9 protein-coding genes, 2 tRNA genes and 2 rRNA genes (1 of these 13 only partly in view) are annotated in these 13,585 nt (G+C 39.2%); 8 read left to right on the forward strand and 5 right to left on the reverse strand.

The features are described from left to right. Window positions 1–65 precede the first annotated feature (65 nt). Window positions 66–1,028: a PhoH family protein gene (locus PT603_RS02350; protein ID WP_274239158.1), complete on the forward strand. Its 963-nt coding sequence runs from the start codon at window positions 66–68 to the stop codon at window positions 1,026–1,028. A gap of 10 nt (window positions 1,029–1,038) precedes the next feature. Here the strand turns inward: PT603_RS02350 and PT603_RS02355 are convergent, their stop codons facing one another. Then, entirely contained in the window at window positions 1,039–2,025 is a 987-nt protein-coding gene (locus tag PT603_RS02355) for an EamA family transporter (protein ID WP_008239112.1), read from the reverse strand. Between the two features lie 125 nt (window positions 2,026–2,150). Here PT603_RS02355 and PT603_RS02360 point away from each other — a divergent pair, with 125 nt between their 5' ends. Together PT603_RS02360 and acs are read left to right on the forward strand one after the other, a co-directional pair. After that, entirely contained in the window at window positions 2,151–3,101 is a 951-nt protein-coding gene (locus PT603_RS02360; protein ID WP_008239114.1) for a phosphoribosylaminoimidazolesuccinocarboxamide synthase, read from the forward strand. Window positions 3,102–3,336: 235 nt separating this feature from the next. After that, the gene (gene acs, locus PT603_RS02365; protein ID WP_008239115.1) at window positions 3,337–5,244 is read left to right on the forward strand and encodes an acetate--CoA ligase; all 1,908 of its coding nucleotides are present in this window, start codon (window positions 3,337–3,339) and stop codon (window positions 5,242–5,244) included. Window positions 5,245–5,265: 21 nt separating this feature from the next. Here the strand turns inward: acs and PT603_RS02370 are convergent, their stop codons facing one another. From PT603_RS02370 to PT603_RS02385, 4 genes are read right to left on the reverse strand one after another with little or no spacing between them, the layout of a single operon-like run. Then, window positions 5,266–5,943 carry a 3'-5' exonuclease gene (locus PT603_RS02370; protein WP_008239116.1) on the reverse strand — a complete coding sequence of 226 codons (678 nt, stop codon included), beginning with the start codon at window positions 5,941–5,943 and terminating at the stop codon, window positions 5,266–5,268. A 1-nt stretch (window position 5,944) separates the two neighbouring features. After that, window positions 5,945–7,870, reverse strand: a complete 1,926-nt coding sequence (locus PT603_RS02375) for a DUF294 nucleotidyltransferase-like domain-containing protein (RefSeq protein ID WP_008239119.1) — start codon at window positions 7,868–7,870, stop codon at window positions 5,945–5,947. Window positions 7,871–7,917: 47 nt separating this feature from the next. Continuing rightward, window positions 7,918–8,469 carry an NUDIX hydrolase gene (locus PT603_RS02380; RefSeq protein WP_008239122.1) on the reverse strand — a complete coding sequence of 184 codons (552 nt, stop codon included), beginning with the start codon at window positions 8,467–8,469 and terminating at the stop codon, window positions 7,918–7,920. Continuing rightward, entirely contained in the window at window positions 8,469–9,557 is a 1,089-nt protein-coding gene (locus tag PT603_RS02385) for a M42 family metallopeptidase (RefSeq protein ID WP_008239124.1), read from the reverse strand. The genes PT603_RS02380 and PT603_RS02385 overlap by 1 nt, the downstream gene beginning before the upstream one ends. A 96-nt stretch (window positions 9,558–9,653) precedes the next feature. On the opposite strand from PT603_RS02385, the gene PT603_RS02390 reads away from it, so the two are divergent. From PT603_RS02390 to PT603_RS02410, 5 genes are all read left to right on the forward strand, one after another. Continuing rightward, on the forward strand, window positions 9,654–10,331 hold the full coding sequence (locus PT603_RS02390) for a DUF4294 domain-containing protein (protein WP_008239125.1): 678 nt from the start codon (window positions 9,654–9,656) through the stop codon (window positions 10,329–10,331). Between the two features lie 539 nt (window positions 10,332–10,870). Continuing rightward, window positions 10,871–12,386 (forward strand): 16S ribosomal RNA (locus PT603_RS02395). A 68-nt stretch (window positions 12,387–12,454) separates the two neighbouring features. After that, a tRNA-Ile gene (locus PT603_RS02400) sits at window positions 12,455–12,528 on the forward strand. Between the two features lie 122 nt (window positions 12,529–12,650). Then, window positions 12,651–12,724, forward strand: a tRNA-Ala gene (locus PT603_RS02405). Window positions 12,725–12,872: 148 nt separating this feature from the next. Further along, window positions 12,873–13,585 (forward strand): 23S ribosomal RNA (locus tag PT603_RS02410) (it continues 2,109 nt past the right edge of the window). The 16S and 23S rRNA genes sit together here with 2 tRNA genes alongside, the layout of an rRNA operon.

Consider the following 13,585-nt stretch of genomic DNA (forward strand, 5'->3'; position numbering starts at 1 on the left):
TATAGTTTTTTAGCGCTCATTTATGAGTGCTTTTCACGGAGTCGTACAACCAAAATTATCAACTTTTGAACGAACTAATTTTAGAACTTACCGAAATCAACCCAAGAGAATTTTTTGGCGAACAGAATGCCAATATCGAACTCCTAAAAAAGTATTTTCCTAAATTGAAAATTGTAGCCCGAGGTAATAAGATTATAGTCTTTGGTGATGAAGAAATGCTGGAAGAATTTGACAAAAGAGTAGATATGCTTGTTACTCATTTTGGAAAGTATAATAAACTTGATCAAAATAGTATCGAACGTATTTTAACTAGTGATGATTTGGGCGCACTGGAAGAACCGGAAGGTAAAGGCGGAGATGTGCTTGTCCATGGAGTAAATGGACGTCTAATACGTCCACAGACAGCCAATCAACGCAAGTTAATTGATCTGATGAAAAAGAATGATATGGTATTTGCTATTGGACCAGCAGGGACCGGTAAAACCTATACAGGGGTAGCCTTGGCGGTAAAAGCACTTAAGGAAAAACAAGTAAAACGTATCATACTCACGAGACCTGCGGTAGAAGCTGGCGAGAATTTAGGGTTCTTACCAGGTGATTTAAAGGAAAAGCTAGATCCGTATATGCAGCCGTTATATGATGCTCTAAGGGATATGATTCCACCAGAGAAATTGGCTTCTTTTATCGAAAATGGGATCATTCAAATAGCACCATTGGCATTTATGAGAGGGCGTACCTTAGATAATGCCTTTGTTATTCTTGATGAGGCTCAAAACACCACTCATGCTCAAATGAAAATGTTCCTCACACGTATGGGTAAAAATGCCAAGTTTATGATTACAGGGGACCCTGGGCAAATTGATTTACCTAGAAGAGTTATTTCGGGGCTTAAAGAAGCTTTGTTAGTCCTTGGAAACGTAAAAGGAATTGGGGTGGTTTATTTAGATGACAAGGATGTTATTCGTCACAGATTAGTGAAAGATATCATTGAAGCCTATAAGAAAATTGAACATGATGGCGGGCAATAACCCGAAAGGGTTATCGCTTGCGCATGGTTTTCCAAGCCAACACCTTTGGATTACCTCTTAAGGCTTTTTCGTTAAAGAGGACTATAGAAAAAAGGATAAGCCCATATCCTGCGAGTTGCAGTGAAGTAACTTCTTCTTTGAAATAGGTGATGGCTAATAAGAAATTGATAATTGGATTTATATAGATCAAAATACCAACTGTGGCAGAATTTACTCCTTTAAGAGCGTATAAATTGAGGAATAGTGGGATGATTGTAAAGATAACCACTATGAATGATAGGCAAATATAAAAGATATGCTCAGTAGGAATAGGTCCGCTTAGAATCGGAAAAAAAGGAGCTAATAAAAGCGCGACGATTACAAGCTGAATATTAAGTGACCACAATTTATCGGCCTTGTTGTTTTTACGTTGACTAACCAGGTACAAGGCATAGGTTGCCGCTACGACAAGGCTATACACCACTTCCATGATATGTCCAAATGATAGGAGAACACATGCAAATGCACTACTGCTAACGGCTAACCATTGAATTCGTGAAAGTTTCTCCTTTAAAAATGCATAGGCAAACACCGTCGTAAGTATAGGGCATACTAGGTAAGCAAAGGCAGCAGCATTTACACTCACGTGGTTCATAACATAAATAAAAACAAGCCAATTGGCGGCAAGTAGTAAGGCGCCCACCACGGTAAGTGAAATGGTTTGTTTCTTATCCCTAGCTGGGAGTGCCTTGAAATCAGCCATGTCTTTTTGACCTTTTTTTCTTCGCATCCCCAAATTGATTAGAGAAAGCATACCAACACTCATAAACACCCTAAAAAAAAGAATGTCTAATGAAGGGTAATGAGCAATTGGTTTTAAGGCTAAACTAAAAAAGCCCCAAATGAAGAACGCAACAAAAGCTGCCCAAAAGTACGGTTGATTTTTCATAGCATCTCCTCCTGAAAAAGAAGATGCAAATGTACATGGAATTAAATGACAAAAAAGGTATTTTGACATTTAATTAATAGAAGAAAAATTCTTCATCTTTTGAACACTAAAAATCACCGAAAAAACCTTGACTAGGGATCTTGGTTGCTACAGTAAAATAGTATCTTTGTCACTTCAAAACACAACTAAAGCAGATGAGCAAAACAATTACTCAAACAGATTTTAATTTTCCAGGACAGAAGTCGGTTTATCATGGTAAAGTACGTGAGGTATACGCCATTAATGATGAACTTTTGGTAATGATTGCTACCGACCGACTTTCGGCTTTTGATGTAGTAATGCCAAAGGGAATACCTTATAAAGGACAAATTCTAAATCAGATTGCGACTAAATTTATGGCACAGACACAAGATATTGTGCCCAATTGGCTTATAGCTACACCGGATCCAAATGTGGCAGTAGGACATTTATGTACTCCATTTAAAGTAGAGATGGTTATTCGCGGTTATTTATCGGGTCATGCAGGAAGAGAATATGCAGCAGGAAAACGCATCCTATGTGGTGTAGCCATGCCTGATGGAATGAAAGAGAATGATAAATTCCCAGAGCCAATAATCACTCCGGCTACCAAGGCGGATAATGGCGCTCATGACGAGGATATTTCAAGAGAAGACATCATCGCTAAAGGAATTGTATCTGAAGAGGATTATATCCAACTAGAAAACTATACCAGGGCATTATTCCAGAGAGGGACTGAAATTGCGGCAAAGAGAGGACTTATTCTGGTAGATACTAAATATGAATTTGGGAAAACCAAGGATGGAAAGATTGTACTAATTGATGAAATTCACACGCCGGATTCTTCTCGTTATTTTTATGCTGAAGGCTATGAACAGCGTCAAGAAAAAGGGGAAGCTCAGAAGCAATTGTCCAAAGAATTTGTTAGACAATGGCTTATTTCGCAAGGATTTCAAGGGAAAGAGGGACAAGAGGTTCCCTTTATGAGTGATGAATATATTGAGTCTATCTCTGAGCGTTATATCGAACTTTACGAGAATATAATGGGAGAACCATTTGTGAAGGCGGATGTAACGGATATCAATCAACGTATTGAAAAGAATGTATTAGCGTATTTGGCAAAGTAAGTTTGTCAAATTTTTATAAAACTAAAGGCATTGCTTAAAAAAGCGATGCCTTTTTTTGTGTTTGTTGCGAATATGTGAAAAAAAGGGGTGTGTATTGTGAAAGATTTTTATTTTTCGATATTTCTTATAAGATTTGTGCATTGTTGTTATGATTTCTGGCCTGTTTCTACACTTCCAATCACAAAATGACAATAAAATAACATAACTGAAATTAAATTAACTACCACCACACACTATGAGTAATTACCACATTAAGACCTTTGAAGAGTACTTTCATATTTATCGTAAATCTGTTCGTGAACCTGAAAATTTTTGGGAAGAAGTAGCCGAGGAGCATTTTGTTTGGCGTAAAAGATGGGACAATGTCTTGCGATGGGATTTTAGTAAGCCTGAAATCGCATGGTTTGAAGGAGCACAATTGAATATTACAGAAAATTGCTTAGATCGTCACCTAAGAACTAGAGGGGATAAAACCGCTATTCTTTTTGAACCTAATAATCCTAATGAACCTGCGCAGCACATTACATACACTGAATTATATGAACGGGTATGCAAGATGGCCAATGTATTAAAAGCAAAAGGTATCAAAAAAGGGGATAGGGTATGTATTTACCTTCCTATGATTCCAGAATTGTCAGTGGCGTTATTGGCGTGTGCACGTATAGGAGCCATACATTCAGTGGTATTTGCTGGTTTCTCTTCTACAGCCTTATCCACTCGTATTAATGATTCAAGCTGTAAAATGGTTATCACTTCTGATGGGTCTTATCGTGGAAACAAATCTATTGACCTTAAAGGAATTGTTGATGAAGCTTTGGAACAATGTCCTACAGTAGAAAGTGTACTTGTAGTTAACCGAGTTGGAAGTTCTATTCATATGGAGCAGGGAAGAGATGAATGGATACAACCATTATTGGATGCTGCACAACCGCACTGTGAACCAGAGGTGATGGAGGCTGAGGACCCGCTGTTTATATTATATACTTCGGGATCCACCGGAAAACCTAAAGGAATGGTGCATACTACTGCGGGTTATATGGTATTTATAGCGTATACATTTAAAAATATTTTTCAATATAGAGAACCAGATATTTTTTGGTGTACAGCGGATATTGGATGGATAACTGGACATAGTTATATTGTTTACGGTCCTTTACTCAATGGAGCAACCTCCGTATTGTTTGAGGGAGTACCAAGTTATCCTGACTTTGGTCGTTTTTGGGAAATTGTAGAAAAGCATAGTATTACCCATTTTTATACAGCACCTACGGCTATTAGAGCATTAGCTAAGGAAGATTTGAATTATGTAGAAAAATATAATTTAAGCTCTCTTAAAGTACTTGGTTCTGTTGGAGAACCAATTAATGAAGAAGCCTGGCACTGGTATAATGATCACGTAGGGAAGAAAAAGAGCCCTATTGTTGATACTTGGTGGCAAACGGAAACTGGAGGAATTCTGATTTCTCCAATACCATATGTAACGCCAACCAAGCCGACCTATGCCACTTTACCTTTACCTGGAATTCAACCAGCTTTAATGGATGAAAATGGTCAAGAGATAAAAGGAAATCAAGTGGATGGAAGATTGTGTGTCAAGTTTCCATGGCCATCAATGGCACGAACCATTTGGGGCGATCACGAACGTTATAGAACCACTTATTTTACCGCATTTGAAGGAAAGTATTTTACGGGCGATGGTGCTTTAAGGGATGAGGTTGGCTATTATCGTATAACTGGTAGAGTCGATGATGTAATCATAGTATCTGGCCATAATCTTGGTACTGCGCCTATAGAAGATGCTATTAATGAACATCCGGCTGTGGCAGAATCCGCTATTGTTGGATTCCCTCATGATGTAAAAGGCAATGCACTTTATGGATTTGTGATGTTAAAAGATGTGGGAGAAGTGCGTGATCGAGATAATTTAAGAAAGGAAATTAACCAACAAATCTCGGATAGAATTGGACCTATTGCCAAATTAGATAAAATTCAATTTGTTGAAGGATTGCCTAAAACCAGAAGTGGTAAAATTATGCGTAGAATTTTACGTAAGATTGCCGGCAATGAAACTGAAAATTTAGGGGATACTAGTACGCTATTAGATCCAGAGGTTGTACAACAAATTATAAAAGATCGATTGTAGTATCTTTTTGTACAGTAAGACTTATGACCCAATAGAAAGCAAACTCTTTAGAGTTTGCTTTTTCTTTTTGTTGAGTTTAGTTACTATTTTTAGAAAGGCCAGTGCTGTGAGTAACGCATCACCAGAGGCAGTATGCCTGTCATGCATCGGTATGTTTAATTCATCACATACTTCGTCCAGCGAAAAATTCTTATCATTTTTTAATAGGTAATTGATGATTTTAGTGCTTTTAAATAGAACAGCGGTATCAAGAACTTTGTTTTTTAGTGGAGGTAAACCCATACGTTTAAGAGCTGCATTTAGCATATTGATGTCAAAAGCTGCATGATGAGCCACTAAAACGCTATTGCCTATATAGGCCAAAAAATGTTGTAGCGCTTCTGTCTCTGTCATTTTTTGATACTTATGACCTTTAATTATGCCATGTATCGGAACAGTCTTTGGATTGAAACGGGTGGTTTCTATAAACACTTCGAAATCATTCTTAACATTGATGCGGTGATTCTGAAGTTCTAATGCCCCAATCGACAGAATACGATCAAAGTCAAAACTAAAACCTGTGGTTTCAGTATCCAAAACAATAAAACGTACCTCAGTGAGGTCATTTGAAAGTGTTTCCTTAAATGTAGAAGCATAGGTATTCCAGAATTCAGGTAATTCCTCTTCTTTACGGATTCTATTTTTTAACCAGTACCACATATTATAGGAAAGGGGTTATTTTAAAACGTATTTTTACCAGTTCCTGTACATCATTAATAATCTTGAAGCAACGTTTTAATTTCATTCGTTCTTCCTTAGTAAGTTCCTTTAGTCGAATATATCGACCACCATCATCATGCATTAACCCATGCTTGGTTCTAAATTTTAATAATGCTTTTGCAGCATAAGAGCAGGAAAGGTATAGTTCTTTGTTTTGAGGTTCTAGATCTGCCAGTTTTTCAAAGCGTGCCGCAGTATTGTTAATGTGCTTCACCTGGTGAGAGAGAATGAGTACCCTTCCTATATCGGTCAATGGCATCATAGCTCTTGACTTTATATCAAATGAATCTTTGTGTTCTCCATCTTGTTCTACTAAAAATTGTCTGAAAAAGCCTAAAGGAGAAGGGCTGTGAAGTGCGCTTCTTCCCAGTACGGCAAAAAATAGATCATTGTTTTGAGTCGAACTAAATATGCTTGAAGAAAGTTCATTAACTAAAGTAACGTCGCCATAGGTGCAATTAAAATCAAAAAAGATACTGCATAACAATATTTCTTCATTGCCCGCTTTGTAAATCCAGTGATTGAACTGGTCTTTCCATTCACTTAGACTTAGGCACCACTTAGGGTTGCGAGCCATCATATCGGCAGGACAGTATTCATATCCAATTTTGTTCAGCATTTTCGTAACTCTCTCTGCTAACTCCAGAAAATAAGCTTTAGTGACTTGGTATTCTTTTGGATCTACATCATGAAATACAAGCGCATTATCTTGATCTGTAATTAGGAGTTGTTCTCCTCTTCCGTGGCTCCCCAAACTCATCCAGGCAAAACTAACCGGTGGTTTGCTGTCCATTCTTGATAAAGATATTTCTATTGCTCGAACTGTTATCGCTTCATTAATCTCATGAATGATATTAGAGGTCAATGTCATCGGTATATTTTGGTAGATATAACCTTCAAGTAATTGACTTACTTGCTGACGAATATTTCGCAGGTGTTTAGACTTTCTTGCTCGTTTAATGGCTTTCATAAGGCCACTTACACTATTTCCCTGGGATACCAAAATATCTTGTTCAGTTAGAATTCCAATAAGAGGAGATTCTGGTGTGCCATCTTTGGTGAGAACGAGATGTCGGATATCATTTTTCATCATGTTCAGTTGCGCCTCAGCAATACTCATTTTGTCTGTAAAGGTAAGTACGGGTGAAATCATAATTTCTCCGGCAGTAGTTTCAGGAGTGTAGGTGCCTGTGGCAATTTTTTTCCTAATATCTTTATCCGTTATGATACCAACTGGTAATTGCTCTTCATCAGTGATGATCATACTTCCGATACTATATTTAGTCATCTTTTGTGAGATCTGTTGCACAGTATGAGATGCGGTTGCAGTAATTGTTTTCTTTGTGAATTGTATGGGCTGTAATTCAAAGAGACGGTCATTTCTTTGCGTTAGTCCGTCATAGGGTGTGGCAAAAATATTTTTACTGGAATCAATAGCAAATGGATTTTTAGTTTTGGAGGCAAAACTTTCTACCATATATAGTGCTACGGTTTTGTCCTTTTCTAATATGGGTTTAAAAGCTTCCACAGAAATAGCATACACTATGGATTCTTCGTTGGCTATGGCACGCATTTTATAATGGTCTTTTGCTACAAGAGGGCGAAGTCCGAATAGTTCGCCTTCATCGCAAACGTCTACCAATTCAATTTGAGAATTTTTCGTTTCAGTCAGTAAAATGGCACCTTCTTTTACAATGTAGAAATGTGGGTGTAAAGGTTGATCTTCATCAAAAAGCACCTGTTCTTTCTCCAAATACACAATAACGGTCTCTTTGGCAATGTCAAGTAAATCCTGTTTTGAAATAATATCAAAGGGAGGGTACTTTTTTAGAAATTCCAGTACACGTTCGGCTATGGTGTTTTTCATGTGATGATCTCGTATTGCATTAGTATTGACTTTTTATTCTCTCCATATTAAAGGGTAGAGGTACGTAAACTATTATTTAGATGATGCCAAACCCATTGATAATAGGCTGTTTTGTGGGGTACATATCCCAATTTTTCCCATGCATTTTTTAGTGAATCCAATGGGCGAAGTTCGATGGAATGTACTTCTTCCTTCTGAAGCGTTAGTGCGGAAATAGCTATAGGTAATTCGGCTATGTATATATAATGAAATTCCGAATCAATAAAAACGGGGCTGTGCTGATGAATTTCTTTAATTCTACCAATAAAGGTTAGTTGGTCCGCATTAAGTTCTAATCCTAATTCTTCTTTTGTTTCTCGAAGAATTGCTGCTAGTGGTGATTCACCTGCGGTAATATGACCCGCTACCGACACATCCCATAAACCTGGAAAATTAGATTTGGAGAAGGAACGTTTCTGCCAGAGGATCTTTTTATCTTCTGTATACAGCCATAAATGGGCGGTGGCATGAAAAAAACCATACCGATGCGCCTTTTCTTTACTGCATTGCTGCAGGGTATCTTGACCTAACGCATCGAGTATGGCTATTTGTTCTATCATTATTCAAAGTAGCTGAAACTCTCTCCCGACTTGATTTGAAGTAATGTTTCATAAATTAATTTAATCACATTCTCCACATCTTCGCGATGCACCATTTCTACAGTGGTATGCATATAACGTAGGGGTAGTGAGATTAAAGCGGAAGCAACACCGCCATTACTGTAGGCAAAAGCATCCGTATCGGTTCCTGTAAAACGAGAAGAAGCCATTCGTTGGAAGGGGATCTTTTGAGCCTCGGCAGTTTCAATGATACGTTCACGTAATTTATTTTGTACTGCTGGTGCGTAAGAGATAACAGGTCCTTTACCTAATTCAGTTTTCCCTTGGGATTTTTGATCAATCATTGGGGTTGTCGTATCATGACACACATCGGTAACAATAGCTACATTAGGCTTAATGGTGTGGGTAATCATTTCTGCTCCCCTTAATCCGATTTCCTCCTGAACAGAATTAGTGATATACAAACCAAAAGGTAATTTAACTTTATTCTCATGAAGTAGTCGAGCTACTTCAGCAATCATAAACCCTCCGGCACGATTATCTATGGCTCGGCAGACAAATTTATTCTCGTTAAGAACTTGAAAGGTATCAGGGTAGGTAATTACACATCCCACATGTACCCCCATTTTCTCCACTTCCTCTTTATCCTTTGCACCTATATCAATAAATATGTTTTCTAGTGTTGGTGCCTCTTCCTTGCCTGGTTTACGAGTATGAATAGCTGGCCATCCAAATATTCCTTTTACAATTCCTTTTTTGGTATGTATATCTACCCATTTAGAGGGTGCAATTTGATGATCACTTCCACCATTCCTAATAACATATATAAGGCCATTATCAGTGATGTAGTTAACATACCATGAAATTTCATCAGAATGTCCTTCAATGACCACTTTATAGGGAGCCTCTGGATTGATAACCCCAACAGCTGTACCATAGGTGTCCGTTATAAAGGTGTCTACATATGGCTTCAAATAATCCATCCATATTTTTTGACCTTCCCATTCATATCCGGTAGGGGAGGCATTGTTTAAGTAACGTTCTAAAAAGTCCAAAGACTTTTTGTTTAAAATTCCTTTCTTAGCCATTCTTTAATATTTTAAGCGAAAATAAGAATATTAACCTAGATTTTGCTATTAGAACATTGGATTCTTCTTATTTTTGATTGCTTATAAAGATAGGTTTTGAAACAGTTTATATACATAATAGTACTTCTATTTGCTCTGAATAGTCAGGCTCAAGATCCGGAGACTGGCGATCCTAAGTATGTTATTTTTTTGGGTGATACTATCTTTAGAGAGGTTATAGAGCTTGAAGATGTAATTGTATTTGATAATTTACGATTTGCTAGTCATGAAGAAAGGGTTCGTTACTATATATTACGTAGGCGTGTTCTTAAGGTGTATCCTTATGCCAAATTAGCGGCTGATCGCCTCACGGAAATGAATAGGGTATTGGATTCGCTTCCTAAGAAGAGTCAAAAGCGAAAATACACCAGACGTATTCAAAATTATATAGAAGATGAGTTTACGGAAGAACTTAAAAAGCTAACTCGTACTGAAGGGCAGATTCTAGTAAAGCTAATTCACAGGCAAACTGGAGAGACTACCTTTTCTTTAGTTAAAGAATATCGCAGTGGGTGGAGAGCATTTTGGTATAATAATACCGCGAGAATGTTTAATATATCACTTAAGAAGGAGTATGATCCTGTTAATGTTCAGGAAGATTATGTAATTGAAGATATTTTACAACGTGCTTTTGCGGCAAAAATTCTCCCCAAACAGGCATCTGCCTTAAAATTTGACTTTCTTAGTTTAACTAATAAATGGAAAACTAAGACGGAGGATGAAAAAAAATTGTAAGATTCATATAAATGACTTATCTTAGCTATCCTTTTTTTAGAGGTCAATTTTTTGACTCTTAAACCGTTATGTTTTTTAGGGTAATTTTTTGAGTTTTTTTATCCGAAAAGTTTGTTTTTAGAGAAAAAACCTTTCTATATTTGCACCCGCTTTCGAGAGGGAGAGAAGTTCATAGACAGTTTAATTTTTGCAGCTTTTAAGGGTTTAAAAAAAATTTCAAAAAAAGCTTGTCAGAATAAAAAAGAGTATTACTTTTGCAGCCGCTTTGATAGGGAAGTGAAAGTTCATTGAGTGCTTGATTTTATTGGTGATGAGGGGTTTTGAGGAGTTTAAAAAAAAATTCAAAAAAAGTTTGTCAGAATAAAAAAGAGTGTTACTTTTGCACCCGCTTTGATACGGAAGCGCAATTAAGAAAGAAATAAAGTTCATTGATATATTGTTAACAGCACCAAGATTACTTCGGTAAAATTGGAAAAAAGATTTAAGCAAATCCTTGAGTAGAGACTATTTATTGTATGTTTTATATTATATAAAGATTAACGATGAAGAGTTTGATCCTGGCTCAGGATGAACGCTAGCGGCAGGCCTAACACATGCAAGTCGAGGGGTAGAGGTTACTTGTAACCTTGAGACCGGCGCACGGGTGCGTAACGCGTATGCAATCTACCTTGTACAGAGGGATAGCCCAGAGAAATTTGGATTAATACCTCATAGTGTATAGATATGGCCTCATATTTATACTAAAGTTTCGGCGGTACAAGATGAGCATGCGTCCCATTAGCTAGTTGGTATGGTAACGGCATACCAAGGCAACGATGGGTAGGGGTCCTGAGAGGGAGATCCCCCACACTGGTACTGAGACACGGACCAGACTCCTACGGGAGGCAGCAGTGAGGAATATTGGGCAATGGTCGGAAGACTGACCCAGCCATGCCGCGTGCAGGAAGACGGCCCTATGGGTTGTAAACTGCTTTTGTATGGGAAGAATAAGGCCTACGTGTAGGTTGATGACGGTACCATGCGAATAAGCATCGGCTAACTCCGTGCCAGCAGCCGCGGTAATACGGAGGATGCAAGCGTTATCCGGAATCATTGGGTTTAAAGGGTCCGTAGGCGGGCTTGTAAGTCAGAGGTGAAAGTTTGCGGCTCAACCGTAAAATTGCCTTTGATACTGCTAGTCTTGAATAATTGTGAAGTGGTTAGAATATGTAGTGTAGCGGTGAAATGCATAGATATTACATAGAATACCGATTGCGAAGGCAGATCACTAACAATTTATTGACGCTGATGGACGAAAGCGTGGGGAGCGAACAGGATTAGATACCCTGGTAGTCCACGCCGTAAACGATGGATACTAGCTGTTCGGCGCAAGCTGAGTGGCTAAGCGAAAGTGATAAGTATCCCACCTGGGGAGTACGTTCGCAAGAATGAAACTCAAAGGAATTGACGGGGGCCCGCACAAGCGGTGGAGCATGTGGTTTAATTCGATGATACGCGAGGAACCTTACCAGGGCTTAAATGTAGATTGACAGGTTTAGAGATAGACTTTCCTTCGGGCAATTTACAAGGTGCTGCATGGTTGTCGTCAGCTCGTGCCGTGAGGTGTCAGGTTAAGTCCTATAACGAGCGCAACCCCTGTGGTTAGTTACCAGCACATAATGGTGGGGACTCTAGCCAGACTGCCGGTGCAAACCGTGAGGAAGGTGGGGATGACGTCAAATCATCACGGCCCTTACGTCCTGGGCCACACACGTGCTACAATGGCAAGTACAGAGAGCAGCCACTGGGTGACCAGGAGCGAATCTATAAAGCTTGTCTCAGTTCGGATCGAAGTCTGCAACTCGACTTCGTGAAGCTGGAATCGCTAGTAATCGGATATCAGCCATGATCCGGTGAATACGTTCCCGGGCCTTGTACACACCGCCCGTCAAGCCATGGAAGCTGGGGGTACCTGAAGTCGGTGACCGCAAGGAGCTGCCTAGGGTAAAACTAGTAACTGGGGCTAAGTCGTAACAAGGTAGCCGTACCGGAAGGTGCGGCTGGAACACCTCCTTTCTAGAGCAATAGCAGTAAATATGTTATATGCTCGAGTGATTTGCTTAAGCTGTTAATAATCAATACAGAGTCTCGTAGCTCAGCTGGTTAGAGTACTACACTGATAATGTAGGGGTCGGCAGTTCGAGTCTGCCCGGGACTACAACAAGTACTTATATTGATATAGGTATACGTTCATAAAAAGATATTGAAGGAAATTCTGGAAGTTGAGGATTGAATTATAAATTCAACATTCATAATTCAACATTCGCTTTAAGAAGGAATGGGGGATTAGCTCAGCTGGCTAGAGCGCCTGCCTTGCACGCAGGAGGTCATCGGTTCGACTCCGATATTCTCCACTAGGGTTATGAAGGTATGTACGAGAAAGTAAATACTGGAGCCGAAACGTTCATTGACATATTGAGATAAAGAGAAATACGAGAAAAACGCATATAGAAAGTATAGAAAGAAGAATGCATACCATAGGTATGTATTCAACACAAAAAGCAATAAGCTAATTAAGGGCGTATGGGGGATGCCTAGGCTCTCAGAGGCGAAGAAGGACGTGATAAGCTGCGAAAAGCATCGGGGATTGGCACATACGAATTGATCCGATGATATCCGAATGGGGCAACCCACTATGTTGAAGACATAGTATCCGCAAGGAGGCAAACCCGCTGAACTGAAACATCTAAGTAGGCGGAGGAGGAGAAAACAATAGTGATTCCGAGAGTAGTGGCGAGCGAAATCGGATTAGCCCAAACCTGATATGTTACGGCATATTGGGGGTTGTAGGACTGCGACATTGACTGTATAACGAATAAGAACTGTTTGGAAAGACAGACCAAAGAGGGTGATAGTCCCGTACTGGTAAGTTATATAAATCATAGCAGTATCCTGAGTAGCGCGGGGCACGTGAAACCCTGTGTGAATCTAGCGGGACCATCCGCTAAGGCTAAATACTCCTGAGAGACCGATAGTGAACTAGTACCGTGAGGGAAAGGTGAAAAGAACCGTGAATAACGGAGTGAAAAAGACCCTGAAACCATACGCTTACAAGCGGTCGGAGCCTTAATTGGTGACGGCGTGCCTTTTGCATAATGAGCCTACGAGTTACTGTTGCTAGCGAGGTTAAGTAATTAAGTTACGGAGCCGTAGCGAAAGCGAGTCTGAATAGGGCGCTTTAGTTAGTAGTAGTAGACGCGAAACCGTGTGATCTA

The sequence above is a fragment of the Imtechella halotolerans genome, from assembly GCF_028743515.2.
In the GTDB taxonomy this organism is placed as follows: Bacteria; Bacteroidota; Bacteroidia; order Flavobacteriales; family Flavobacteriaceae; genus Imtechella; species Imtechella halotolerans.